The organism is Rhizobium sp. NZLR11 (genome assembly GCF_019685115.1).
In the GTDB taxonomy this organism is placed as follows: domain Bacteria; phylum Pseudomonadota; class Alphaproteobacteria; order Rhizobiales; family Rhizobiaceae; genus Rhizobium.
This window is the reverse complement of the sequence record NZ_JABDWD010000013.1, coordinates 44,218-70,937: the sequence shown is the minus strand read 5'-3', so window position 1 is coordinate 70,937 and position 26,720 is coordinate 44,218. Positions and strand designations below refer to the sequence as shown.

Annotated in this window: 22 protein-coding genes; 7 read left to right on the top strand and 15 right to left on the bottom strand. The window is 60.6% G+C overall.

Annotation, left to right across the window (positions count from 1 at the left end; genetic code table 11):
* The first annotated feature begins 71 nt into the window (after positions 1 to 71).
* Entirely contained in the window at positions 72 to 2,189 is a 2,118-nt protein-coding gene (recG, locus tag HJB83_RS21690; protein WP_221115964.1) for an ATP-dependent DNA helicase RecG, read from the top strand.
* Positions 2,190 to 2,269: 80 nt separating this feature from the next.
* Here recG and HJB83_RS21685 read toward each other — a convergent pair whose 3' ends face one another.
* From HJB83_RS21685 to pcsA, 14 genes are all read right to left on the bottom strand, one after another.
* Positions 2,270 to 2,977 (bottom strand): DUF502 domain-containing protein, encoded by a 708-nt coding sequence (locus HJB83_RS21685; RefSeq protein ID WP_207584216.1) that lies wholly within the window; start codon positions 2,975 to 2,977, stop codon positions 2,270 to 2,272.
* Between the two features lie 134 nt (positions 2,978 to 3,111).
* Complete coding sequence (gene glmS / locus HJB83_RS21680) at positions 3,112 to 4,938, bottom strand: glutamine--fructose-6-phosphate transaminase (isomerizing) (protein ID WP_207584215.1); 1,827 nt, start codon at positions 4,936 to 4,938, stop codon at positions 3,112 to 3,114.
* Positions 4,939 to 5,047: 109 nt separating this feature from the next.
* Complete coding sequence (gene glmU / locus HJB83_RS21675) at positions 5,048 to 6,409, bottom strand: bifunctional UDP-N-acetylglucosamine diphosphorylase/glucosamine-1-phosphate N-acetyltransferase GlmU (RefSeq protein WP_207584214.1); 1,362 nt, start codon at positions 6,407 to 6,409, stop codon at positions 5,048 to 5,050.
* 165 nt (positions 6,410 to 6,574) lie between these two features.
* Positions 6,575 to 7,360, bottom strand: a complete 786-nt coding sequence (locus tag HJB83_RS21670; RefSeq protein WP_207584213.1) for a FadR/GntR family transcriptional regulator — start codon at positions 7,358 to 7,360, stop codon at positions 6,575 to 6,577.
* A 15-nt stretch (positions 7,361 to 7,375) separates the two neighbouring features.
* Positions 7,376 to 8,344, bottom strand: a complete 969-nt coding sequence (yjfF, locus tag HJB83_RS21665) for a galactofuranose ABC transporter, permease protein YjfF (protein WP_207584212.1) — start codon at positions 8,342 to 8,344, stop codon at positions 7,376 to 7,378.
* Positions 8,341 to 9,354: an ABC transporter permease gene (locus HJB83_RS21660; RefSeq protein WP_207584211.1), complete on the bottom strand. Its 1,014-nt coding sequence runs from the start codon at positions 9,352 to 9,354 to the stop codon at positions 8,341 to 8,343. The genes yjfF and HJB83_RS21660 overlap by 4 nt, the downstream gene beginning before the upstream one ends.
* Complete coding sequence (gene ytfR, locus HJB83_RS21655) at positions 9,351 to 10,874, bottom strand: galactofuranose ABC transporter, ATP-binding protein YtfR (RefSeq protein ID WP_207584210.1); 1,524 nt, start codon at positions 10,872 to 10,874, stop codon at positions 9,351 to 9,353. Before ytfR ends, HJB83_RS21660 begins: the two co-directional genes overlap by 4 nt.
* A 221-nt stretch (positions 10,875 to 11,095) precedes the next feature.
* Positions 11,096 to 12,058, bottom strand: a complete 963-nt coding sequence (gene ytfQ / locus HJB83_RS21650; RefSeq protein WP_207584209.1) for a galactofuranose ABC transporter, galactofuranose-binding protein YtfQ — start codon at positions 12,056 to 12,058, stop codon at positions 11,096 to 11,098.
* 143 nt (positions 12,059 to 12,201) lie between these two features.
* Positions 12,202 to 13,278, bottom strand: a complete 1,077-nt coding sequence (locus HJB83_RS21645) for a BMP family ABC transporter substrate-binding protein (RefSeq protein ID WP_221115961.1) — start codon at positions 13,276 to 13,278, stop codon at positions 12,202 to 12,204.
* A 53-nt stretch (positions 13,279 to 13,331) separates the two neighbouring features.
* Entirely contained in the window at positions 13,332 to 14,252 is a 921-nt protein-coding gene (locus tag HJB83_RS21640) for an ABC transporter permease (protein ID WP_207584207.1), read from the bottom strand.
* Positions 14,249 to 15,334 (bottom strand): ABC transporter permease, encoded by a 1,086-nt coding sequence (locus tag HJB83_RS21635; protein WP_221132603.1) that lies wholly within the window; start codon positions 15,332 to 15,334, stop codon positions 14,249 to 14,251. The genes HJB83_RS21640 and HJB83_RS21635 overlap by 4 nt, the downstream gene beginning before the upstream one ends.
* Positions 15,335 to 15,389: 55 nt before the next feature.
* On the bottom strand, positions 15,390 to 16,958 hold the full coding sequence (locus tag HJB83_RS21630; protein ID WP_221132602.1) for an ABC transporter ATP-binding protein: 1,569 nt from the start codon (positions 16,956 to 16,958) through the stop codon (positions 15,390 to 15,392).
* A gap of 39 nt (positions 16,959 to 16,997) precedes the next feature.
* Positions 16,998 to 17,978, bottom strand: a complete 981-nt coding sequence (locus HJB83_RS21625) for a quinone oxidoreductase (RefSeq protein ID WP_221132601.1) — start codon at positions 17,976 to 17,978, stop codon at positions 16,998 to 17,000.
* Between the two features lie 10 nt (positions 17,979 to 17,988).
* Entirely contained in the window at positions 17,989 to 18,717 is a 729-nt protein-coding gene (pcsA, locus tag HJB83_RS21620; protein ID WP_207584203.1) for a phosphatidylcholine synthase, read from the bottom strand.
* A 349-nt stretch (positions 18,718 to 19,066) separates the two neighbouring features.
* Here pcsA and HJB83_RS21615 point away from each other — a divergent pair, with 349 nt between their 5' ends.
* Positions 19,067 to 19,879, top strand: a complete 813-nt coding sequence (locus HJB83_RS21615; RefSeq protein WP_003539571.1) for a ferredoxin--NADP reductase — start codon at positions 19,067 to 19,069, stop codon at positions 19,877 to 19,879.
* A 49-nt stretch (positions 19,880 to 19,928) separates the two neighbouring features.
* Here the strand turns inward: HJB83_RS21615 and HJB83_RS21610 are convergent, their stop codons facing one another.
* Positions 19,929 to 20,543 (bottom strand): GntR family transcriptional regulator, encoded by a 615-nt coding sequence (locus HJB83_RS21610; protein ID WP_221132600.1) that lies wholly within the window; start codon positions 20,541 to 20,543, stop codon positions 19,929 to 19,931.
* Between the two features lie 261 nt (positions 20,544 to 20,804).
* Between HJB83_RS21610 and HJB83_RS21605 the strand changes: the two genes are divergently transcribed.
* The 5 genes from HJB83_RS21605 (at position 20,805) to HJB83_RS21585 (ending at position 26,706) form a co-directional block, all read left to right on the top strand.
* Positions 20,805 to 21,761, top strand: a complete 957-nt coding sequence (locus HJB83_RS21605) for a LysR family transcriptional regulator (RefSeq protein WP_221132599.1) — start codon at positions 20,805 to 20,807, stop codon at positions 21,759 to 21,761.
* 185 nt (positions 21,762 to 21,946) lie between these two features.
* Positions 21,947 to 22,960 (top strand): amino acid ABC transporter substrate-binding protein, encoded by a 1,014-nt coding sequence (locus tag HJB83_RS21600; protein ID WP_207584200.1) that lies wholly within the window; start codon positions 21,947 to 21,949, stop codon positions 22,958 to 22,960.
* 51 nt (positions 22,961 to 23,011) lie between these two features.
* Entirely contained in the window at positions 23,012 to 24,199 is a 1,188-nt protein-coding gene (locus tag HJB83_RS21595; RefSeq protein ID WP_207584199.1) for an amino acid ABC transporter permease, read from the top strand.
* A gap of 1 nt (position 24,200) precedes the next feature.
* Complete coding sequence (locus HJB83_RS21590; RefSeq protein ID WP_221132598.1) at positions 24,201 to 25,340, top strand: amino acid ABC transporter permease; 1,140 nt, start codon at positions 24,201 to 24,203, stop codon at positions 25,338 to 25,340.
* Between the two features lie 139 nt (positions 25,341 to 25,479).
* Complete coding sequence (locus tag HJB83_RS21585; protein WP_207584197.1) at positions 25,480 to 26,706, top strand: MalY/PatB family protein; 1,227 nt, start codon at positions 25,480 to 25,482, stop codon at positions 26,704 to 26,706.
* Positions 26,707 to 26,720: the final 14 nt, after the last annotated feature.

The window sequence follows — 26,720 nt, the reverse complement described above, 5'->3', positions numbered from 1 at the left end:
CGCCTCTATAGACCCTGGAAAGCGGCTTGTCAGCCTTGCCAAGGCCGCATTGTTCATCGCATTTTGGCCGCATGCGCCCCGCCATTCTCGATCCTCTGTTTTCCCCAATTTCGGGCCTTCCGGGCGTCGGCCCGAAGATCGCCGACCTGCTGGTCAAGCTGCTCGGCCGCGAGACGCCGGAGGATTGCCGGGTCATCGATCTGATCTTCCACGCGCCGTTTTCGCTGATCGATCGGCGCAACCAGCCGGGCATCGCCCGCGCGCCGCAGGGCGCGATCGTGACGATCACGGCGCGTGTCGACCGGCACCAGGTGCCGCCGCGCGGCAAAAGCAATATTCCCTATCGCGTCTTCCTGCATGACGAGACCGGCGAGCTGACGCTGGTCTTCTTCCGCGGCCAGGCCGCCTGGCTGGAAAAACAACTGCCGATCGATGCGGAAGTGACGGTCAGCGGCAAGGTCGATTGGTTCAACGGCCGCGCCTCGATGGTGCATCCCGACTATATCGTCAGGGCCGATGAGGCGGAAAACCTGCCACTGGTCGAGCCGATCTATCCGCTGACGGCGGGGCTTTCGCCGAAGACGCTGCGCAAGATCATCGACGCCGCCCTGCCGCGTTTTCCCGAGTTGCCGGAATGGGTCGACCTCGCCTTGACGCAGAGAGAGGGCCTGCCGTCGATCCGCGACAGCTTCCATATGCTGCACGAGCCGCACGATCCTGCCGATATCGACCCGCAGGCTCCTGCCCGGCGGCGGCTTGCCTATGACGAATTCCTCGCCGGCCAGCTGTCGCTGAGCCTGGTGCGACAGAGGCTGCGCAAGGTGGCGGGCCAGCCGGTGCATGCGACGGGAGACATCAGCGGTGAGATTCTGAAGTCCCTGCCCTTCTCGCTCACATCAAGCCAGAACGAGGCGATCGCCGGTGTTTTGAAGGACATGGCCAGAGCCGAGCGCATGCTGCGGCTGCTGCAAGGCGATGTCGGCTCCGGCAAGACGCTGGTGGCGCTGATGGCAATGGCGGCGGTGATCGAAAGCGGCGGCCAGGCCGTGCTGATGGCGCCGACCGAAATCCTGGCGCGGCAGCACCATGCGACGATCTCGAAATTCGCCGCCTCCGCCGGACTTGGCATCGAGATCCTGACCGGCCGCACCAAGGGGCGGGAGCGGGAGGAAATCCTCGAGCGCATCGCCTCGGGCGCAGCACAGATCATCATTGGGACGCATGCGCTGTTCCAGGACAGCGTCGCCTACGCCAAGCTGATGCTGGCCGTGGTCGATGAGCAGCACCGTTTCGGCGTGCATCAGCGCCTGAGGCTGACCGCCAAGGGCATCTCGCCGCACATGCTGGTGATGACGGCGACGCCGATCCCGCGCACGCTGGTGCTTGCCGCCTTCGGTGATATGGACGTTTCCAAACTCACCGAGAAACCGGCCGGCCGCAAACCGATCCAGACGATCACCGTGCCAATGGAGCGGACCGGCGAAATCGTCGGGCGGCTGCAGGGCGCGATCGCCGAGGGCAAGAAGGCCTACTGGATCTGCCCGCTGGTCGAGGAATCCGAAGAGCTCGACCTGATGTCGGCCGAGGAGCGGCACGCGACACTGGTCGCCGCGCTCGGTTCCAATGTCGGCCCGGGTATCGGACTCATCCATGGCCGGATGAACGGCCCGGAGAAGGACGCGGCGATGCTGGCGTTCAAGAACGGCGAAACGCGGCTGCTCGTCGCCACCACCGTCGTCGAGGTCGGTGTCGATGTGCCGGATGCGACGATCATGGTGATCGAACATGCCGAACGCTTCGGCTTGGCGCAATTGCATCAGCTGCGCGGCCGCGTCGGGCGTGGTGACCAGGCCTCGACCTGCATCCTGCTCTACAAGGGACCGCTCGGCGAGACCGGCCATGCGAGGCTGTCGATCATGCGGGAGACGGAGGACGGTTTTCGCATCGCCGAAGAGGACCTGAAGCTGCGCGGCGAAGGCGAATTGCTCGGCACCCGCCAGTCCGGCACGCCGGGCTTCCGCATCGCCAGCCTCGAGGCGCATGCCGACCTCTTGGAAATCGCCCGCAAGGATGCGGCCTATCTCATTGAGCGCGATCCGGAGCTGACCAGTGACAGAGGAACGGCGATCCGCACCCTGCTCTATCTCTTCCGCCGCGACGAGGCGATCCGGTTTCTGAGAGCGGGATAAAGCGCGCCGCGACGCGCTTTAAATCTTTGTTACATGCATGTCGTTATCCCAAAACCGCTGACACTTTTGGGCGACATGCTTCAATCCGCCTTTGAAACCGCCACCGGCTTCGGCCGCGGCAAATGTTTCTGCTTCGGCTCGGGCGGCTTGTGTCCGGGGGCAACGAGACCGCCGGAAATCAGGAATTTGGCGGCGTCTTCCGGGCTCATGTCGAGCAGGACGATCTTTTCGCGCGGCACGAAGACGAGGAAACCTGCCGTCGGCACCGGGGTCGGCGGCAGGAAGACGGCCACCATATCCTGGCCCATGGCGTTGAACTTCGACGCGATCTCGCCCTTGGCGTCGGTGGCGATGAAGACCAGCGCCCAGAGGCCGGGGCCTGGATATTCGATGAGGCCGACCTTCTTGAAGGAATTCGCCTGTTCCTTCAGCACCGTTTCGAAAATCTGTTTCACGCTTCTATAGATCGTGCGGACCAGCGGCATGCGCTGGACGATCGATTCGCCGAAACGGACGATGCTCTGGCCGATCAGGTTCTTGCCGAGAAAACCGACGACGGTGATCAACACGATAGCGGTCAACAGGCCGAAACCGGGAATGGCGAAATTGAGATAGCTTTCCGGATTCCAGCGCGCCGGAATATAGGGCCTGACCCAGCTGTCAGACCAGTGGATGAAGGTCCAGGTCAGCCAGATGGTAATGGCGATCGGCGCGCAGATGATCAGGCCTGCGAGAAAATTGTTCCTCAACCGGGTCGCCACCGGCATTCTGGGGGTGTTGTCGGTCATCTCTACTGATGAACTCCATCTCAGTCCTGGACAGGCCGGAACGCCGGCCCTTCCCCCTTGTCCGCAGACCAAAATTGCCAGAATTCGAGGCGTCGCACAATATGTTTCGGCGCGAAGATCGGGTTGTCGCGGGCTTATTCAACGGTTACGGATTTCGCCAGATTACGCGGCTGGTCGACATCGGTGCCCATGAAGACGGCGGTGTGATAGGCGAGCAGTTGGATCGGCAGCGAGAAGATCATCGGCGCGATGATTTCGTCGACCACAGGCAGGGTGATTGTCGCCATGGTCGGCAGTTTCGAGGCCGCCGCACCGGCTTCGTCGGTGATGAAGATGATGCGGCCGCCGCGGGCTGCGACCTCCTGCATGTTCGAGACGGTCTTTTCGAAGAAGCGGTCGTAGGGGGCGATGACGATGACGGGCATGTTCTCGTCAATCAGCGCGATCGGTCCGTGCTTCAATTCGCCGGCGGCATACCCCTCGGCGTGGATATAGGAGATTTCCTTGAGCTTCAGCGCACCTTCCATAGCAAGCGGGAAGCTGGTGCCGCGGCCGAGATAGAGCACGTCCTTGCACTTCGACAGCTCCCGCGCCAGGCTTTCCATCTGCGGCTGGATGAGGTTCAGCACGCGACTCATGATGCGCGGCATTTCGGCGAGATGGCGCACCAGCGTCTTCTCCTCATCGGCACTCACAGTGCCGCGCGCCTTGCCGGCGCCGATCGCCAGCGATGCCAGCACGGCAAGCTGGCAGGTGAAGGCCTTGGTCGAGGCGACGCCGATTTCGGGGCCGGCCATGATCGGGAAGACGGCATCGGATTCGCGGGCGATCGTCGATTCGCGGACATTGACGACGGCGCCGATCTTCAGGCCGTTGTCGCGGCAATAGCGCAGCGATGCCAGCGTATCGGCGGTTTCGCCGGACTGCGAGATGAAGAGAGCGGCCTGCGATGGCGACAGCGGCATTTCGCGGTAGCGGAATTCGGAGGCGACGTCGATCTCGACCGGCAGACGGGCATAACGCTCGAACCAGTATTTGCCGACGAGGCCGGCGAGATAGGCGGTGCCGCAGGCCGAGATCGCCAGGCCGGTCGCCGCCTTGAAGTCGATCGCGGCGGCGTTGGCGCCGATGGTGTTCTCGGCGAAATCAACGTAATGGCTGAGCGCGTGGGAGATCACCTCCGGCTGCTCGTAGATTTCCTTTTCCATGAAATGGCGATGGTTGCCCTTGTCGACGACATAGGCGGTCGCCTGCGAGATCTGCCGGGCGCGCTTGACCGGCTTGCCGGCAAAATCGATGACGGCGACACCGTCGCGGGTGAGGACGGCACAATCGCCGTCGACGAGATAGGTGATCTCGTTGGTGAAGGGCGACAGTGCGATCGCATCCGACCCGAGGAACATCTCGCCGCGGCCATAACCGACGGCAAGCGGCGGCCCCGAACGGGCGGCCATGATCGTGCCGGGATCGGCCTTGAGCATGACGGCAAGCGCATAGGCGCCGGTCAGCCGGTTCAGCATCTGCAACATTGCGGCGCGCGGCTCCAGGCCTTCGCGCAGGTATTTCGCCATCAGCTGAGCGACGACCTCGGTATCGGTCTGGGTTTCGAAGACCGAACCCTCCGCCGTCAACTCGTCGCGCAACTCGGAGAAGTTCTCGATGATGCCGTTGTGGACGACGGCGACACCTTCGACGAAATGCGGATGGGCATTGGTCTCGTTCGGAACGCCGTGGGTCGCCCAGCGCGTATGGGCGATACCGACCACACCGGGCAGCGGTTCGGCGTCCAGGCGCTTTTCCAGATTGAACAGCTTGCCTTCGGCGCGGCGGCGATCCATCACGCCCTCATGGATGGTGGCGACGCCGGCGGAATCATAACCGCGATATTCGAGACGCTTCAGCGCATCGACCAGGCGCCCGGCAACAGGCGCAGTTCCGACGATCCCGACAATGCCGCACATAAAACATCCCCATAAGGCTTCGATAACGAGGCCAGTCCTAACGATTTCCGCTTATTTCTCAATCACCTCGGCGGTCACTTTCAATTTCCGCCGGTTACGCAAAGCAGGCTCAAGCCTTCGCCTTCTTCGCCGCCTTGATGGCGAGCGCGCGCTCGCGCAGCAGCGTTGCGCGGCCGGGCTTGATCTCCTGGCGGGCACGGCCGAGTGCCAGCGCATCGGCCGGCACATTGACGGTGATGACGCTGCCGGAGGCGATATAGGCGCCGTCGCCGATCGTCACCGGCGCGACCAGCGAGGAGTTGGAGCCGATGAAGGCGTTTTCGCCGATCACCGTCTCGCTCTTGTTGACGCCGTCATAATTGCAGGTGATCGTGCCGGCGCCGATATTGCTGCCGGCGCCGATGACGGCATCGCCGATATAAGTCAGGTGATTGACCTTGGCGCCCTCGCCGATCCGACCATTCTTGACCTCGCAGAAATTGCCGACCTTGGCGCCGATGCCGAGATCGGCGCCCGGCCGCAGCCGCGCGAAGGGGCCGACGGTCGCGCCCTGGCTGACATGAGCGCCTTCGATATGCGAGAAGGCATGGATGACGGCGCCACTGTCGATCACCGCGCCGGGACCGAAGACCACATTCGGCTCGATCAGCGCATCCTGGCCGATGACGGTGTCGTAGGAGAGGAAGACCGTTTCCGGCGCGATCATGGTGACGCCTGAAAGCATCATTTGGTGGCGCCGGCGCTCCTGCCAGAAGCGCTCGATGACAGCGAGTTCGGCCCGGGTGTTGCAGCCGGTCATCTCGATTTCAGGGGCATCGACAGCGGTGACGCGTCCGCCGAGCGAACGGGCGATCTCGACGAGATCGGTCAGATAGAATTCGCCCTTGGCGTTGGCGTTGCCGATGCGCGAGAGAAGATCGAGCGCCTTGCGGCCGTTGATCGCCATCAGCCCGCTGTTGCACCAGGTGACGGTACGCTCGGCATCGGTCGCGTCCTTCTCCTCGCGGATGGCGATGAGTTCGCCGTCCTTGACGAGCAGACGGCCGTAGCCGGTCGGGCGGTCGGTGTGGAAGCCGATGACGACGATATCGCTGCCGTCGGCAAGGCCTTGGCGGGCGGCCTTGAGGGGGCCGTCGGTCTGCAGCGGCACGTCGCCATAGGTGACGAGGATATCGTCGTAACCCTTGGCAATCGCTTCGCGCGCCGCCAATACCGCGTGGCCGGTGCCAAGCCGTTCCTTCTGCAGGCAGGATTCGATGCCGACACCGCCAATGCTTGCGGCCTTTGCCACGTCCTCGGCATCGCGGCCGACGACGAGGGCGACGGACGAGATGCCGGCGGAGGCGACTGCCTCGACCACATGCGCAATCATCGGCCGGCCGGCGACCGGATGCAGCACCTTCGATTTCGAGGATTTCATCCGCGTGCTGTCACCGGCGGCAAGGATGACGGCAAGACAAGTGCGTTCCATGATGTGCTCCGCGAATCCGTGCCATGAGGCGGCTTTGATGCCTCATACTGCATAATTTCTGAAATCGGAATCGATTTTCGGAAAGCAGGCTTCGTGGATTGAAGGTCTTGCACATCCCTTGCGCGCCCGAAAAAGACGCGCGGCGCTCTCAGATAAGCAAAGTCTCTACAGGTGTGAAATTTCGGCAGAAATCGGCACTATGACGGTCTCCGCACCGCGGGCAGCGAAGGCCTCGTGCACATGATGGCGGCCATCCAGGATGACGAGTTCCATGGCTCGGCGCGCAGCCAGGCCGTCGCCGGAAACGATCGCGTCGACGATGCGCATATGGGTGTCGGCGATATTGGCAAAACCGTTTTCGGATGGCGGCGTGCTCATGCGGAACATGCCGACGAGGGCCGCTTCGATGAGGCTGCCCAAGGTGCGCATGAAAGGATTGTGCGAGGCCTCGGCGAGTGCCAGGTGAAAGTTAAGGTCGGCAAGTGCCAGGCTGTCGGCAGTGTGGCCGCTCGCCGCCATCTCGAGCGCCAGTCCGCGCAGCGTCTCGATATCCTCTGCATTCGCCCGTTCGGCGACAAGACCGGCGGCGAAGGGTTCAAAGGCGAGACGAATATCGTAGAGCTGTAGCAGGAACTCTTCCGTCACACCATTGTCGAAGTGCCAGGCGATGATTTCGCTGTCGAACATGTTCCAGAGGTTCTTCTCGGTCACACGCGTGCCGACCCGCGCCTTGGCGACGACCATGCCCTTGGCGGCAAGCGTCTTCATCGTCTCACGCAAGACGGTACGGGACACCTTGAAGCGTTGCGCCAGTTCGGTGTCGCCAGGCAGGATCGAGCCGACAGGATAGGTGCCGGCGACGATACCCTTGCCGAGTTCGTCGACCACCTGCGCGTGGCTCGTCCGGGCTCTGCGCCCCGTCTTGCGGGTCTCGTCCAATTTGTTGCGCAAGCGATCCCTCTCCCCTCAGGCGTACCTCTTGTTCAGACTGGAAACGAACAGGATGGCTTTCTGCATCAGGATGAATGCAAAAAGCAAAAGGCCAATCAGGATCTTGGTCCACCAGCTCGACAGCGTGCCGTCGAAGGTGATGTAGGTCTGAATGAGCCCCTGGATCAGGATACCGATCAAGGTTCCCGCCACGAATCCCGCTCCTCCGGTCAGCAGCGTCCCCCCGATGACGACGGCCGCAATGGCATCGAGTTCGACGCCGACTGCTGCAAGAGAATATCCGGCAGAGGTGTACAGCGAAAAAACGATCCCGGAAAGGCCTGCCAGAAAGCCGGACAGCGCATAAATCTGGATTGTTGTGCGGCCGACCGGCACACCCATCAACCGCGCCGTCTGCGGGCCGCCGCCGAGTGCATAGACATTGGTGCCGAAACGGGTGCGCTGGGCGATGAAAATGCCGACGGCAAAGACCAGAAGCATGATGCCGCCGATCAGCGTCAGCCGGCCGCCTCCAGGCAGACGATAATAGAGGCTGGTCAGCGTCGAATAATATTCATGATCGATCGGAATGCTGTCGATCGAGAGCACGAAGGCCATGCCGCGCGCCAGGAACATGCCGGCGAGCGTGACGATGAAGGCCGGCATTTCGAGATAGTGGATGATTGCGCCCATGACCGCGCCGAAGGCGGTCGTGATGACGAGCACAAGCGCGAAGGCGAGCAGCGGATGGATCGAGGTCTTCTGCAGGATCACCGCAAGGAAGACGCCGGTGAAGGCGATGACCGACCCGATCGACAGATCGATGCCGCCCGAGATGATGACGAAGGTCATGCCGACGGCGGCGATGCCGAGAAAGGCGTTGTCGGTCAGGAGATTGCCGATGACGCGCGTCGACAGCATGTTCGGATATTGCAGCGTGCAACCGGCATAAGCGAGCACGAAAATGACGATGGTCGCAAGCAGCGGCAGGTATTTGGAGTTCATTTCGGCTGCTCCCTGCCGCTCTGCCGGCGGCTGGCGAAGATGGCGAGCGATTGCACCGCCGGCGACTGGATGACGAGGATGACGATAATGATGACGGCCTTGATGATCAGGTTGAATTCAGGCGGGAATCCAGAGGACAGAATGCCGGTATTCACCGCCTGGATGATCATCGCGCCGATCAGCGATCCGAGAATGCTGAAGCGGCCGCCGAGCAGCGAATTGCCGCCGACGACGACGGCGAGGATGGCGTCGAGTTCCAGCCAGAGGCCGGCATTGTTGGCGTCGGCGCCCTTGATGTCGGCGGCGACGATGATGCCTGCAATCGATGCGCAGAGCCCGCTCAGCATGTAGACCGCCATCAGCAGTACCGGCGTTTGGATGCCGGAGAGCGTGCTGGCGCGGCGATTGATGCCGACGGCCTCGATCAGCATGCCGAGCGCCGTGCGGCGGACGAGCAGGATGACGAGCAGGCCGACGAGCAGCCAGATGACAACAGGCATCGGCAGCAGGGCCATGGAACCGCTGCCGAAGAAGGTCAGGCCGTCATCGTTGAAGGTCAGGATAGCGCCTTCGGTGATGAGCTGGGCGATGCCACGGCCGGCGACCATCAGCACCAGCGTGGCGATGATCGGCTGGATATTGAGGACTGCCACGAGGAAACCGTTCCAGACGCCGCAGGCAATGCCGATCGCAAGCGTCAGGATGACGGTGTAGGCAACTGAATTTCCAGCGACAATCGACGAGGCGGCGACGGCGCCGCAGATGGCGACGACGGCTCCGACCGATAGATCAATGCCCTTGGTGGCAATCACCAGCGTCATGCCGATCGCCAACAGCGCCACCGGCGCGCCGCGGTTCAGGACGTCGATCAGGCTGCCATAGAGGCGGCCATTTTGAACCACAACATTAAAAAACTGCGGTGACGTTATGAAATTCAATAGAAGAATGACAACGAGCGCGATTAATTGCGGCGCCAGGCGATATGCCAGCGTCTTCAGCGAGGACTTCATGCATGCTCCGTCTTGTGCTCGGCGGCGGCGATGGCATCGACGATACCGGCGGCGGTGATGCGCTCGCCTGTCAGTTCGGCGATATGCTGCCTGTCGCGAAGTACGATGACACGTGAACTATAGGCGACAAGTTCTTCAAGTTCCGAGGAAATCACGATCAGCGACATGCCCTCGGCGCAGAGCTGTTCGATGAGCTTGATGATCTCGGCATGAGCGCCGACATCGATGCCGCGGGTCGGCTCGTCGAGGATCAGAAACTTGGGATTGGTCGCCAGCCAGCGGGCGAGGATCGCCTTCTGCTGATTGCCGCCGGAGAGCAGCCGAATCGGTTTTTCGCGATCGGTGGTGCGAATGTCGAGCGCCTTGATATAGCGATCGGCAAGCGCATTCTGCTCGGCGCGCGACAGCGGCCGCGTCCAGCCGCGGCGGGCCTGCAGCGCTAAGGCAATGTTCTCCCGGATCGACAGGTCGCCGACGATGCCGTCGGTCTTGCGGTCCTCGGGGCAGAAGCCAAAACCTTTTTCGATTGCGGCGCGCGGGCTCGAAAGCGCCACCGGCTGACCGTCGATCGTGGCGCTGCCGCTATCGGCATGTTCGATGCCGAAGAGCAGTTCGGCGGTTTCGGTGCGGCCGGAACCTAGCAACCCGGCAATGCCGACCACCTCACCGGCGCGCACGTCGAGATCGAAGGGCTTGACCTTGCCGCGTTTGCCGTAGCCTGCAAAACGATATCGGACTTCGCCGGCCGCAACGCTGCGTTCCCTGACCGTCTCCTCGACATGAGCCAGTTCGCGGCCGAGCATCATGGCAATCAGGCCCTGGCGCGGCAGATCGGCGGCGTCGCGGGTGCCGACGAGCTTGCCGTTGCGCAGCACGGTGATGCGGTCGCTGATCGCATAGACCTGCTCGAGAAAATGGGTGATGAAGACGATGCCCAGACCGCGCTTCTTCAGGTCCTCGATGATGCGGAAGAGCAGCGCCACTTCTTGGTTGTCGAGGCTTGCCGTCGGCTCGTCCAATATCAGCACCTTACCGGAAAGATCGACGGCGCGGGCGATGGCAACCACTTGCTGGACAGCGACGGAAAAACGGCCAAGCTCGGCGGTGACGTCGATATCGACGCCGTAGCCGGTCAGCAGGTCGCGCGCCTTGCGGTTCATCGCGCGCACGTCGGTCATGCCGAAACGCCTTGGCTGGCGTCCGAGAAACAGGTTTTCGGCGACGCTCAGATTGGTAAGGAGGTTGACCTCCTGGTAGACGGTGCCGATGCCAAGCTTCTGGGCGGCGAGTGTATTGGCCGGATTGATTTCATGGCCGTCGAGCGTCAGACTGCCCTCGTCACGATGATAGGCGCCGGTGATGCACTTGATCAGCGTCGATTTGCCGGCGCCATTCTCACCAAGCAGCGCGTGCACTTCGCCCTTGCGCAGCGTGAAATCGACCTTGTCCAACGCCACTGCGCCGGGAAAAAATTTCGATATTCCGGAAGCCGCGAGAACGTTCTCGAAATCGTCAGTCATAAGGGTCTGTTTTCCTGATATTGACCGCAAAGGCCGCGCCGCGGCCGGACATGAGGTCCCAAGGCGGCAAGGCAGTTCCGCACCGGTCCATGACGGGCCGGTGCGGTTCTACAGCGTCAGGCGACTTTTCAGGCGCGTGACGCTGCAGCGCTTTGAATGCTGCATAATTCTACCCTCAAATCGATCCCGATTCAGGGATTATGCAGCGGTGTCAAATCAGATCAGTAGCCCTGACCCTTCTTCTGTTCGTAGACCTTCATCGGCTCGTCGGCAGGGGTGTAGAGCTTGGACTCGGTCTGGATCCACTTCGCCGGAGCCTTCTTGTCCTTCAGGTAGGCATCGAGGGCATCGAAGGCCGGGCCTGCCATGTTCGGCGTCAGCTCGACCGTGGCATTGCTTTCACCTTCGGACATCGCCTTGAAGATATCGGGAACGGCATCGATGGAGACGACGAGGATATCCTTGCCTGGCTTCAGGCCGGCTTCCTTGATCGCCTGGATGGCGCCGACGGCCATGTCGTCATTATGGGCGTAGAGTGCGCAGATGTCCTTGCCGCCATTCTCGGCCTTCAGGAAGCTTTCCATGACTTCCTTGCCCTTGGTGCGGGTGAAGTCACCGGTCTGGCTGCGAACGATCTTGAGATTGTCGTGACCGGCGAGAGCCTCTTCGAAGCCCTTCTTGCGGGCGATGGCCGGCGACGAACCGGTCGTGCCCTGCAGCTCGACGACGTTGCACTTCTTGTCGCCGACAGTCTTGACCAGGAAGTCGCCTGCGACCTTGCCTTCATGGACCAGGTCGGAGGTCACAGCCGTCAGGTAGAGATCGTCCGGAGCCTTGATGGTGCGGTCGAGAAGGATGACCGGAATCTTGGCTTCCTTGGCTTCCTTGAGAACGTCGTCCCAGCCGGTTTCAACGACCGGCGCAATGAGAATGGCATCGACGCCCTGAGCAATGAAGGAGCGCAAAGCCTTGATCTGGTTTTCCTGCTTCTGCTGTGCATCGGCAAACTTCAGATCGATGCCGCGCTTCTTGGCCTGCTCCTTGGTAACGGTCGTTTCAGCCGCACGCCAGCCCGATTCCGAGCCGATCTGCGAGAAGCCGACGGTCAGTCCGCCGGCCGAAGCCGAACCGAACATGCAGGCAGCAAGAATCGTGGCACTCAAAAGTGCAGTCTTCAATTTCATGATTTCCTCCCAAGCCGCATCTCGCGGCGCAGGGTCAAAAAATCATATAGTATTACTTTTGTAAATCGGAATCTTGGCATGCACTGCAGCAAAAAAAGAGCACCCACAAGGGGCGCTCTTCGCAACTGCGAATTGAAGGCGACTTATTGCGCCGGCAGCTTGTCGTCGACTCCTTCGACATAGAAGTTCATGCCGAGCAGCGTGCCATCATCGGCCTTTTCGCCGGCCTTCAGCCAGGGTGTGCCGTCCTGCTTGTTGATCGGGCCGGTGAAGGGATGCAGTTCACCTGACTTGATCTTGGCTTCGGTTTCCTCTGCCATCTTCTTCACGTCGTCGGGCATGTTGGTGTAGGGCGCCATCTTCAAGATGCCGTCCTTGAGACCGTCCCAGCTCTGCTCGGACTTCCAGGTGCCGTCCAGAAGCGCATGGATGCGCTTGGAGTAGTAGGTGCCCCAGGTGTCGACAATCGCCGTCATCTGCGCCTTGGGACCGGCTGCGATCATATCGGACGCCTGACCGAAGGCGTGGATGCCGCGTTCTTCGGCAACCTGCATCGGCGCCGTCGTATCGGTGTGCTGGGTCAAGACGTCGACGCCCTGGTCGACCATCGCCTTGGCGGCGTCGGCTTCCTTGCCCGGGTCGAACCAGGTGTTGACCCAGATGACCTTCAGCTTGAAGCTCGGATCGACCGACTTGGCGCCTTGCTCAAACGAATTGATGCCCATCACCACTTCGGGAATCGGGAAGGAGGCGATGTAGGCGGCGCCGTGGTTCTTCGAGGTCTTCGCGGCAATCTGGCCTAGGATGTAGCGGCCTTCATAGAAACGCGAATTGTAGGTGGCGAGGTTGGGGCCGGACTTGTAGCCGGTGCCGTGCTCGAACTTGACCTTCGGGAACTTGGCGGCGACCTTGACGGTCGCATCCATGAAGCCGAAGGACGTCGTGAAGATCAGCTTGCAGCCGGAACGGGCAAGGCGCTCGATGGCGCGCTCGGCATCCGGGCCTTCCGGTACGTTTTCGAGGTAAGGCGTGTCGATCTTGTCGCCGAACTCGGCCTGGACCTGCTGGCGGCCGAGATCGTGGGCTTGCGAATAGCCGCCATCGGTGTGCGAACCGACATAGACGAAGCAGACCTTGGTCTTATCAGCAGCCTCTGCGGCGGACGAGATGCCGATCACGGCGGCGGCCGAGGCGGCGAGTGTGAATGCGAACTTCTTCATGGTGACCCCTGTTGGTTTGAAGTTATTGCGGAACCCGTCTTTGTGTTCTTGCCTTATCGCTCCGGCACGAAGGCTTTTCCGAGCGAGGCGGGCGTATTGATCAACGTCGTGCGCCGATTATGGGAAATGATGATGAGAACCACAATAGTCGCGGCATAGGGCAGCATCGAGAGGAACTGCGAGGGAATGCCGAGACCGAATGCCTGCGCGTGCAGCTGCAGGATGGTGACCGCGCCGAAGAGATAGCCGCCGGCAAAAACCCGCCACGGCCGCCAGGAGGCGAACACCACCAGCGCCAGCGTGATCCAGCCGCGGCCGGCCGACATGTTCTCCGCCCATTGCGGGGTGTAGACAAGCGACAGTTGGGCGCCGGCAAGACCGGCGCAGGCGCCGCCGAACATCACCGCCAGATATCGCGTGCGGATAACCTGAATGCCGAGCGCATGGGCCGAACCGTGACTGTCGCCGATCGCTCTCAGCTTCAGCCCGGCGCGGCTGCGGAACAGGAACCAGCTGACACCGACGACAAGCGCAATCGACAGGTAGAAGACCAGATCCTGCCTGAAGAGAACGTGGCCAATGACCGGAATATCCGACAGGCCCGGGATAACGATCTCTCCCAGCCGGATGCCGGGCACGCTGACATAGGCCTCGCCAAGCATGCCGGAGGCGCCGAGGCCGAGAAGGGTGAGCGCCAATCCCGTCGCCACCTGGTTTGCCACCAGGGTCAGCGTCAGGAAGGCGAAGAGAAGAGAGAAAAGCGCGCCTGCCGCAATGCCGCAGACGATGCCGACATAGGGCGAGCCCGACATTTGCGCGCCGGCAAAAGCGGCAACCGCGCCCATGATCATCATGCCTTCGACGCCGAGATTGAGCACGCCGGAACGCTCGGTGACGAGTTCGCCGAGGGCGGCGATGACGAGCGGCGTCGAGGCGGTGATGACCGTCAGCAGAATGGCTTCGAAGATGCTCATGCCGCCTCGCCCCTTAGCCGCGACCAGACAATGCGGATTTTGTAATAGATCAGCGTATCGCAGGACAGCACGAAGAACAGCAACAGCCCCTGGAAGACGCGGGTGACCTTGTCGGAGACCCCGAGCGACAGCTGTGCCGCCTCGCCGCCGAGATAGGTCAGCGCCAGCACCAGGCCGGAGGCGATGATGCCGAGCGGATTGAGGCGGCCGAGAAAGGCGACGATGATGGCGGTGAAGCCGTAGCCCGGCGAGATCGCCGGCTGCAGGTGGCCGATCGAGCCGGAGACCTCGGCTATCCCGGCAAGGCCGGCAAGAGCGCCCGAAAACAGAAAGCTGAACCAGATCATCTTCTTCGACGAGAAGCCGGCAAAGCGCCCTGCCCGCTCCGATTGGCCGAGCACGACGATCTCGAAGCCTTTCAGCGTATAACGCAGCATGAACCAGACGCCGATGGCCGCGACTATGGCGAAGATAAAGGCCCAATGCGCCCGGCCCGATTCTTCCCAGATCGCCGGCAGCACCGCCTCAGGGGCGAAATCGCGCGAGACCGGGAAGTTGAAGCCCTTCGGATCGCGCCAGGCGCCGCGAATGAGCCAATCGAGGAAGAGCTGGGCGATATAAACCAGCATCAGCGATGTCAGGATCTCATTGGTGTTGAAATGCGCTTTCAGCAGCGCCGGAATGGCGGCGAAAAGCGCACCGCCGAGCGCACCGAGGATGAGCATCAGCGGCGGCACCAGCGGCGAATGCCAATCGTAAAAGACGATCGGCAGATAGGAGCCGGTGATGGCGCCGATGGTGAACTGGCCTTCGGCGCCGATATTCCAGTTGTTCGAGCGATAGCAGACGGCCAGGCCGACGGCGATCAGGATGAGGGGTGCTGCCTTGATCGCCAGTTCGTGCAGCGACCAGACCTCGAGCAGCGGCTCGACGAAGAAGGCGTTCAGCGCCTCCACAGGGTCCTTGCCGAGCATTGCGAACATGATGGCGCCGAAGATCAGAGTCAGCACAAGGGCCAGCAGCGGCGAGACGAAAGCGTAGAGCTTCGAGATGTCGGGGCGTTTTTCGAGTTCAATGCGCATGGGCTGCCTCTTCAATGCGCATGGGGCGCCTCTTCAATGCGCATGGGGCGCCTCTTCAATGCGCATGGCGCGCCTCCGGGGCATTGCCGCTCTGGTGCAGGCCACCCATCAGCAGGCCGATCTTTTCGCGCGTCAGCTCGCCGGCCGCAGCCGGGCTGGAAAGGCGGCCTTCGCAGATGACGGCGATATCGGTCGCCACTTCGAAGATCTCGTCGAGATCCTGGCTGATGACGACAACCGCCGAACCGCTTCTGGCCAGATCGACCAATGCCTGGCGGATGCGGCTAGCAGCACCCGCATCGACGCCCCAGGTCGGCTGGTTGACGACGAGCACCGCCGGCTGGCGGTCGAGCTCGCGGCCGACGATGAACTTTTGCAGATTTCCGCCGGACAAGGAGCCGGCGGCCGGATCATCGCCGCTCTTGCGGACATCCATGGCCTCGGAAATCCGCCGCGCGGCAGATTTCACCGCTCCATGGCGGATGATGCCGAGCAGGCCGAGAAACGCCTTGCGGTCCGACTGGCTGCGGGCGAGCACCAGATTGTCCGACAGTTTCATGGCGGAAACGGCGGCATGGCCGTGACGCTCCTCCGGCACGAAGCCGGCGCCGAGCAGGCGGCGAGCGGTGATGCCCTGGGTGCCGACCGGCTTTTTACGGATGATGATCGCTTGTGCCGAAGCGACTGGATATTCGCCGGACAGTGCGTCGAAGAGTTCACTCTGGCCGTTGCCGGCGACACCGGCAATGGCGAGGATTTCGCCAGCGCGGACCGTCATCGAGACGTCACGCAGCGGCATGGCGAAAGGCGTGCGGGCGGCGACGGAAAGGTTGGCAACGGCAAGCTGCACCTCGCCCTTGTCGCTGCGCTCCGGATGGGTGACAGTCGCCACCTCGCTGCCAACCATCATGCGGGCGAGCGAGGCGGGCGTTTCCTGCTTCGGATCGCAGGCACCGGTGACGCGGCCATGGCGCAGCACGGTGGCGCGGTCGCAGATACGCTGCACCTCTTCCAGGCGGTGGCTGATATAGAGAACCGAACGGCCCTCGGCGCGCAGCTTGAACAGCGTCTCGAACAGCCTGTCGGCCTCCTGCGGCGTCAGCACCGAGGTCGGCTCATCGAGAATGATCAGCTTCGGGTTCTGCAGCAGCGCACGGACGATCTCGATGCGCTGGCGCTCGCCGACCGAGAGATCGGCTACATGGGCATGCGGGTCGAGCGGCAGGCCGTAAGCTTGCGACAGTGCCCTCGCCTCCTCGGCGATCCTGTCGATCGGTATGGCGTCATCGAGCGAGAGCGCGATGTTTTCAGCAACCGTCAGCGCCTCGAACAGCGAAAAATGCTGGAAGACCATGCCGATGCCGAGCTTGCGGGCCTCACCCGGCGAGGTGATCGAGACCTGCTTGCCCTGCCAGAGGATATGCCCGTCCGTCGGCTCCAGCACGCCGAACAGCATCTTTACCAGGGTGGATTTGCCGGCGCCATTTTCGCCGAGAAGCGCATGAATTTCGCCCGGCGCGATATCGAGATCGATTTCATTGCAGGCTGCAAAGCCACCGAAGAACTTCGTCAGCTTCTGGACGGATAATAACGCACCGGACTCCGGCACATTCAATGGCGACACGTTCCCCTCATTTCTTCTGCCAACCGGTCCGTTCGGATCTCATGGAATCAGCAGCGTCGTTCCTGTTGTTTTTCTTGTTTCCAGATCCGCGTGAGCCTGCCCAACCTCACGTAACGGATAGGTTTGATTGATATTGATACGCACTTTGTTGCTTTGCACAACATCAAATAGCGCCTTTGCACTGTCGATCAATTCCTGGCGCGCGGCGATGTAGGTGAAGAGCGTCGGCCGCGTCGCAAACAGCGACCCCTTCTGCGCCAGCATCGCCAGGGTGAAATTCTCGATCGGCCCGGAGGATTGGCCGAAGGAGGCAAAAAGGCCGCGCGGCTTCAGGCAATCGAGCGACTGTGGAAAAGTATCCCGGCCGATCGAATCATAGACGACATCGACGCCTTTGCCGGCGGTGATCTCGCGGACGCGGACGGCGAAGTCCTCGCTCTTGTAGTTGATCACATGATCATAGCCATGGGTGAGCGCCAGCTGGACCTTGTCTTCGGAGCCCGCCGTGCCGATGACGGTGGCGCCGAGCGCCTTTGCCCATTGGCCGGCTATCAGCCCGACACCGCCTGCTGCGGCATGAAACAACAGCACTGTCTCAGGGCCGACCTTGAAGGTGCGGTTCAGCAGATATTCGGCAGTCATGCCCTTCAACATCATCGCCGCCGCCGTTTCGAGCTCGATGCCGTCAGGCACATGCACCAGATGGCGGGTCTCGATATTGCGCTCGGCGCTATAGGCGCCGTCGGCGCTGGCATAGGCGACACGGTCACCGAGCTTGAAATCGGTAACGCCGGGGCCGACCGATGTCACGGTGCCGGCGCCCTCCTTGCCGGTGACGAAAGGTAGATGCGGCACCTTGTAGGAGCCGTTGCGGAAATAGACGTCGATGAAATTGAGGCCGACGGCGGCCTGCCGGATCTGCACCTCACCAGCCGCGGGCGGCGCAAGATCGAGCTCGACATAATCGAAAACCTCCGGCCCGCCCGTCCTCGAGAATGAAACCGCCTGCGTTTTGGTCATCTGGCTTGTCCTATGCTTCGCGTCCGAGAGCGGGGAAGAATTGCAGCACCGCACCGATGACGTAAAGATAGAGCCCGGTCACGATGAAGAGAATGAGCGCCCATTCGGGTGTGTCGAAGTGCATCAGCAGCGAAAAGATGCCCAGCGCCGACCACAGGAAGAAGACGCCGAGATTGAGCGGGCGCAGCCTTTTGACGCGGACCGGGTGCAGGAAATTGATCGGCAGGAAGGTCAGCACCACCGAAACGATGACGACGGCGAGCGCCGTCGTCGCGCTGGCATCGATGACGAACAGCGTGAAAACGATCATGTTCCAGACGACAGGGAAGCCGGAGAAGAAGTACTCCTCGGTCTTCATGCCCATATCGGCATAGTAAATGGCGCTTGAGATGACGATCATGCCGGCGGCGACGAAGGACCAGGGCTCGCCGATCATGCCGCTCTGATAGAGCGCGAAAGCCGGCAGCAGCACATAGGTGACGTAGTCGATGATATTGTCGAGCGTATCGCCAGACCAGTTCGGCAGCACTTCCTTGACGCGCACCTTGCGGGCGATCGGCCCGTCTATGCCGTCGACGAGAAGGGCAAGGCCCAGCCACCAGAACATGTCGATGAAGCGGTGCTCAGCGGCGGCAACGACGCCGAGAAAGGCAAGGAAGGAGCCGGAGGCCGTCAGGATATGGACGGAAAAGGCGCGCATCTCCGCGTAAGGAACACGCTTGTACTTGAAAATCTTCATATTCCCCCGACCGCCCTATCGCGCTCGCCCCGGCAAGCATCTTTTTTCGCCAACTATCACCGGACCCCTCTTGCTGAATCGGGTCCCGACGCCGTAGGTCTTTGTTGTCGCACCGTTTTTGCCGAAAACCGGCATCGATATCAGGCGCGCCGCCCTAATATGCATCCTTTGCCGGGCTTCGCCAGCGGGAAATACGACATTGCCCGCGAGCCATTGAATCCTGACAATGGCATGCATATTTCCCTTCAGGAGTGGTGCGTGGAATGGAATACCTTTAATTCGGGCGCGATTTGTAATATCTCGCTCGCATCCGACAGTTCATCCGACGAATACGGGATCCGCTACCGCAATGAACGCGCCTGCAAAGACCGAAGACTTCGCCTTGTCCATCCCCGCCGGCGTCTATGCCGAGACGGTGCTCGATGTCACCCACTATACCGACCGGCTCTTCCGCTTCACGATGACCCGGCCGCAGGGCTTCCGTTTCCGTTCCGGCGAATTCGCGATGATCGGCCTGATGGTCGAGGGCAAGCCGGTTTTCCGCGCCTATTCGATCGCCAGCCCAGCCTGGGCCGAAGAGCTTGAATTCTTCTCGATCAAGGTGCCGGACGGCCCGCTCACCTCGCATCTGCAGGCGATCAAGCCGGGCGACCAGGTACTGATGCGCAAGAAGCCCACCGGCACGCTGGTGCTCGATGCGCTGACCCCCGGCCGCCGTCTCTACATGTTCTCGACGGGAACGGGCATTGCGCCTTTCGCCAGCCTGATCCGCGATCCAGAGACTTATGAGAAGTTCGAGGAAGTCATCCTCACCCACACGACACGCGATGTCGCCGAGCTGAAATACGGCTTCGACCTGGTGCACGAGATCCAGAACGACGAGTTGCTGAAGGAAGTCGTCGGCGACAAGCTGCGGCATTATCCGACGGTCACGCGCGAGGATTTCGAATATCGCGGCCGCATCACCGACCTGATCTCCTCCGGCAAGCTGTTTACCGATCTCGGCGTGCCGCCGCTCGACCCGGTGATCGACCGTGGCATGATCTGCGGTTCCTCGGCGATGCTGAAGGATACCAAGGAACTGCTCGAAAAGGCCGGCCTCGATGAAGGCGCCAACAGCAAGCCCGCCGAATTCGTCATCGAACGCGCTTTCGTCGGCTGACGTTTTCCGACAATCAGATCTGACAGCGGCTCCGGAAACGGGGCCGTTTCTATGTCTGGGCGAGATAGTCGATCAGCACCGCCATCGCGGCGCGCGCCTCATCCTGATTGCCCTGATGGATGGCGCGGATGACGGCGACATGCAGCGCGATGGCGCGATCCATGCGCTCCGGGCTTGCCGTCGAATACCAGAGGCGACGTGAATGCGTCTGCACCGGGCCGAGCGCTGCCATGATGAAGCCGTTCGGGCAGGCCTCCTCAAGGATTTCGTCGAAAGCCTTGTCGGCGGCGAAGAAGCCGGCGAGATCGCCGGTGACGGCGCATTCCTCCATCGCACGCGCGCAGTCGATGAGGCGTTCACGCTGCTCGTCGGTTGCATGTTTGGCAACGAGGCTAGCTGCGATCGGCTCCAGCTCGCGGCGCACCTGCATGACATTGCCATGGTCCTCCGGCGCGATCTCGGCCACCTGCAGCCCGACGCGCGGCTTCACCAGGATCAGCCCCTGCCAGGCAAGCTTCTGGATCGCCTCGCGCACCGGCGTACGCCCATGGCCCGCCATATCGATTAGCTGTTTTTCGGTAACCAGCGCCCCGGGCTTCAGCGCCAGCGTGACGATCAGATGCTCGAGCGCGAGATAAGCTAGATGGCTCTGTGACGTCTGCATGCTGGAGTCCAATGCCACTGATATATCTTATGTGCGTGCCGCATCCGGCGCGGTCATCTGATATATCATCATGCCGACAACATGTTAACCACCCGTCTCAAGGCTAAGTGCCCATGAAGGATGGCTTCGTGGAAGCCTATCCCTTCAGCGTTCAGTGCCATCGAACTCGCTATGAGATATCGACGTCCCGCACCCGACGATTGTCATGCGCGAGACGAAATGCTTCGATGGAAGCCATGAGGCAGTTTCATGGAGTCTGGAATGTCTTCTGACGACGTTGATCTCAATCTTCTGCGCGTATTCGATGTCCTGATGCAAGAGCGGAGCGTGACGAGCGCTGCCGATCATCTGGGCCGGACCCAATCCGCGGTCAGTCACTCGCTCGCCAAGCTTCGCATCATTTTCAAGGACGAGCTTTTTACCCGCGACGGCGGATTGATGAGGCCAACGCCGCGCGCATTAGAGCTTATCGGGGGCATATCTGATGCCCTCGGAAAAATTCGCACGTCGATCGGACGATATAAACTGTTCGACCCGGCAACGACCGAACGAAAGTTCCGCGTGGGGCTCACCGACTATCATGCGATGATTTTCCTCCCGGGTCTCATCCGGGAATTCTCCAGACAGGCGCCACACGCCACCCTGAATGTCATCCCTGCGAACCGCGCCGAAGCCGAAAGCGCAGATTATTTCCGCCAGGTCGACTGCACTTTGACGGGCGCAAGTCTGAAAGACGACCCCAACCTGACAAAAACCGAGCTTGGACAGGACAGGATGCTGTGTGCCGTTTGGAGTGGCAGCCAAATCGCCAAGGTTCCGTTGAGTTTGGAAGATTACCTTACAGCCTCTCACCTTCAAATTTCCGCCGATGGTCTTTCTGAGGGGTTGGCGGATGGGGCACTCAAAGAGCGTGGCCTTAGGCGAAAGGTCGTTGCAACCATTTCGAACTACTTGGTGATGCCCTGGGTGCTCAGAGGGACCGACTTGATCACGCATTGTGGCGACGGCATTTTTCAAATGCTTGATGAAGCAAGCGAGGTGACACTCCTGTCGCCGCCTATTCCCATTCCCTCAGTCAGCACGAACCTCGTCACTCATCGGCAGATGTCTGCCGATCAGGGAACACTCTGGCTGCGTCGATTGATAACCGAATTGTACCACGCCGCTCAAATCCGAAAAAACGAACTCATACTGGCAAACAATATCGTCGCGCGATGAGGAGCGTCGACAAGCATCCAAGCGTCATCATCCGGCTGTGTGCCCGGCGTTAGATATGGATGCGAGGAAATTACGGCCGCGGCACCGAATGAATTTCATTCATAAAGTTGATGACGACAATCAATTTGACGATTAGCCGCCAGCGAGCCACCCTCTTTTACAGAATTAAAAAAGGGGATCATTCAATGCGAAAATTACTGGCTACAGTTTTCGGCGCAGCAATCGCCGCCCATGCATGCCCCGTCTGGGCGGGGACATTGGACGACGTTAAGGCAAAAGGTGTGCTCACATGTGGGACAAATCCGGCAACGGCGGGTTTCAGCGTCCCTGACAACGATGGGAAATGGACAGGCTTCGTCGTCGACTACTGCCGTGCTGTGGCCGCTGGCGTCCTCGGCGATGCCACGAAGGTCAAGTTCATACCGCTCAACGCCAAGGATCGATTTACTGCGCTCCAGTCCGGTGAGATCGACATCCTGGCCCATAATGCGACCTGGACATCCTCGCGCGACACCTCCCTTGGTATCATCTTTGCCGGCACTTATTTCTACGACGGCCAAGGCTTTATGGTTCGCAAGTCCGAGAAAATACAGTCTGCTAAGAATCTGGATGGTGCTTCGATTTGCGTTTCGCAGGGGACTACTGCCGAGTTGAACCTTGCCGACTATTTCCGCACCAACGGCATGAGCTACAGTGCCGTCGGTTTTGCGGATGAAGAGGCTGTTATCAAGGCCTACGAAGAAGGGCGTTGCGACGTTTTTTCCGCAGACACATCGAGCTTGAACGCTGCGCGCATTCGTATGGCGAAGCCCGAAGAGAATGTTGTGCTCCCTGAAATCATTTCGAAGGAGCCGCTGGGTCCGGCAGTCCGCCAGGGTGACGACCAGTGGCTGAACGTCGCCAAGTGGACGCTCAATGTTATGCTGGCTGCCGAAGAATTCGGCGTCACCTCGAAGAATATCGACGAAATGAAGCATTCCGACGATCCGAACATTCGCCGCCTCCTGGGCGTCGAAGGAAGCTTCGGCAAGGACGTCGGGCTCGGAGAAACCTGGTCTCAGGACATCATCAAGCAGGTCGGCAACTATTCCGAGATTTTCGAGCGTTCGATCGGCAAGGAATCTCCCTTAAAGATAGAACGTGGCGTGAATGCGCTCTGGAACGCCGGTGGCCTTCAGTACGCACCCCCCATCCGTTGATCCACGAGGCCGCCACGAGGAGCGGCGGCCTCTTCATAGTTGGAGGAACGAATGGTTGCCATCTCTCAGCCTACGCAGGTGCGCAGGAACTTCTCGTTCTATGACAAAAAGCTTCGCGGGATCGCTTATCAAACCGCATTGGCTGTGAGCCTTGCAGTGATCATCGCCGGGGTTGCAACCCAAACTGTTTCCAACATGAAACAGCGCGGCATTCCTCTTACCTTTGATTTCTGGAAGCAGACGTCAGGCTTCCAGATCAATCAGACGCTGATCCCATACGACAGCTTATCGACGTACGGCCAGGCTTTTTGGGTGGGTGTTGCCAATACGCTCCTGGTCAGCGCAATCGGTATCATGCTTGCCACGGTCATCGGCTTCCTCGTCGGTATTTCTCGCCTTTCCGCCAACTGGATAGCAGCCAAGGTCGCGGCCTCATATGTCGAAGTCATCCGCAATGTCCCGCTGCTGCTTCAACTTCTGTTCTGGTACAATGCAGTCCTCAAGCCGCTGCCTGCTCCAAAGGCATCGATCTCCCTTCCAGGGGGAATCTACCTCAACAACCGCGGAATAATAATGCCGGCGGTTGAGCTTCAGGCAGGGGCCGGCTGGATCGGTGTGGCAGTTGTTGCCGCGGTGGCTGTGGCTGTCGCATTTGGAGCCTACACTCGGACGGTCCAGAAGCGAACGGGCAAGCAGCTTCCGATCTTACTCGTCACCCTAATCGCCCTTATCGGGCTGCCCCTGCTTGCTTCTCTGGTGGTGGGCAACCCCTGGACCTTCATCTATCCGGAATTGAAGGGTTTCAATTTCCGCGGCGGCCTGCAAATCTATCCCGAGTTCGCGGCTCTCCTGATCGGTCTTTCTGTCTACACCGCGTCATTCATCGCCGAGATCGTCCGTGGCGGCATTCAGGCCGTTTCCAGGGGGCAGACAGAAGCAGCCCACGCACTCGGTTTCTCGAACGGCAAAACGTTGCGCCTCGTTGTGGTCCCGCAAGCTTTGCGGATCATCATCCCGCCTCTGACCAGTCAATATCTGAATTTGATCAAGAACTCGTCGCTCGCTGTTTTCATCGGTTATCCCGACCTCGTTCAGGTCTTCGCAGGATCGGTGCTCAACCAAACGGGAGCGGCGGTCCAGGTGATGGCCATAACGCTCGCAGTCTATCTCGTCATCTCCTTGATCACATCGGCCGCCATGAACGGCTTCAATCAGCGTTTCGCGCTCGTGGAGAGATGAGATGAACGAAACTCTTCATGCACCGGCTCCATATCAGCATGAATATCTGCCTGCTGTCCCGCCTCCGGGCGACATCCAGCCCGGCCTCGTGACTTGGACACGAAAGAACCTGTTCTCAAGTCCCTTTTCCTGCCTGTTGACCGTGTGCTTCACCGGTCTGGCGGTGTGGCTCGTTTCGCAATTCCTGAGCTTTGCGTTGTTTAAGGCGGTGTGGAGCGGTGACAGCGAAGCCTGTCGCATCAATCCCGACGGTGCATGCTGGTCCTTTATCGGCGCTAAACTGAACTATCTTCGCTATGGAGCATATCCAGCAACCGAGCGCTGGCGCGTCGACTTAACGCAGGTGGTTGGTGCTTCCTTGATCGGTTGGCTCCTATGGCGGAATGCCCCGCGTCGGAACATGGCAGCACTGCTGTTTTTCGGAATCTATCCCATTGTGGCGTTTGCGCTGCTTCGTGGCGTGGCAACGATTGGCCTACCGGTCATAGACACCACCCTCTGGGGCGGGATGATGATCACCCTCTTGATGTCCGTCATAGGGATCGTGTTTTCGCTGCCATTTGGTATCGTTCTCGCGCTCGGCAGACGTTCCGAACTCCCTATCGTCAAAGCCGTTTGCGTCTTCTATATCGAGGTTGTCCGAGGCGTACCGTTTATCACCGTGCTCTTCATGGCGAACTTCATGATGCCCCTCTTCGTGCCTGAGGCGCTTACGCCGGACAGGCTTTTGCGCCCGATGATCGGCACTGCCCTCTTCTCCGCGGCTTACATGGCCGAGGTGGTGCGTGCCGGCCTGCAGGCTATCCCCAGTGGGCAATACGAAGGCGCTCAGGCTCTGGGCCTCGGCTACTTCACGATCATGCGGCTCATCATCCTGCCTCAAGCGCTCGCGATCGTGATTCCCGGCATCGTTTCGACATTCATAGGACTTTTCAAGGATACGACGCTCGTCGCGATTGTCGGCATAGCGGACTTCCTGCGAGCGATTGAAACGGCCCGCATCGATCCGACCTGGGCGGGGCCAACGATCTCGTCAACCGGCTACCTATTCGCCGCGGTTGTCTACTGGATCTTCTGCTTTGGGATGTCTCGGTATTCCATGTCCGTGGAACGTCATCTCGCGCGCGGTCACAAATCATAGGAAATCTCGATGCTGGACAATCCGAAATACGCGCCGGCTGGTGACGTCGAGACCGCAGTTGAGCTTCAGGCCTGAGGTGATCGTCCCGCCCGTTCAATCGCGCGGCTGGCGCACACATTACTACTAGGAATCTAAGCCGATGATACAGTCACGTGTGCCGGCGACCAGGAAACTGGCCGCTACGGAGTTGAGCTTTGATGTTGTTCATGATCGCAGCCAGTTCGGGTCAGCGAAATGGGCCAACCAATGGGATGAATTCTCTCCCCGCGTCGAGGGCGATGGACTGGTGTCGCTTTGGACGGCCGACATGGACTTTCGTGCGCCAGAGCCGGTGATTGCACGCCTGCGCGAGGCCGTTGACCATGGTATTTATGGCTATACGAAGCGCGATCCGCACCACTACGAAATCGTAAAATCGTGGTTCGAGCGCCGCCACGGCTGGAACGTTGATATCGAGACGCTGCTTCCTGCTCCGGCGATCATGCCCTCAGTCGCGGTGATTTTACGCACCTTTACGCAGCCCGGTGACGGCGTCATCGTTCAAGCTCCGGTCTATTCCCCATATTTCCAAGTCATCCGCGAGAACGGCAGGAACCTCCTCATCAACCGCCTGAGGCTTGTGGACGGCGCCTACGAGCTCGATCTGGAGGATTTTGAACGGCAAGCTGCAAGCGGTGCCCGCGCATTTTTATTGTGCAATCCGCACAACCCTGCTGGAAAGGCCTGGACACGTGAGGAGCTTCAGAGCCTCGACGCGATGTGTGAGCGCCATGGCATTCTGGTCATCTCCGACGACATTCACTGCGATATTCGACTAAACGACCGCCCCCACACGGTATACTCCTCTATCAGCGACGCCGCGGCAGCGAAATCCTTCATCTGCACTGCTCCCACCAAGACATTCAACTTGGCCGGTGTACCTGCGGCTACCCTCTCGGTTGCGGACCCGAAACGCCGCGAGGAGCTGTTCCAAGCCATGCAAGCATCGTTCATGCTGAACGCGAATTATTTCGGGCGGTTAGCACTTGAAATCGCATATAGCTCGGGCGATCAGTGGCTCGACGGCCTTACATCCTATGTCCAGGAGAATGTCGATCTCGTATCGAGCATCGCGGCCAGCGATCTTCCGGGCATCAGGCCCATGCGACCGGACGCATCATATCTGATCTGGCTGGACGCACGGGGGTTAGACGCAAAAGTGGGAGGCGTTCATCGATTCTTCGTCGAACGGGCTGGGGTCAACTTGTACGATGGACGCGTCTATGGGCCAGGTGGAGAAGGCTTCATCCGCCTCAACGTCGGTTGTCCGCGCTCAGTCCTCGCGGAAGCGTTGGGACGCATGGCACGCGCCCTTGCATCTCTCTAGCCATTGGTCGCCCG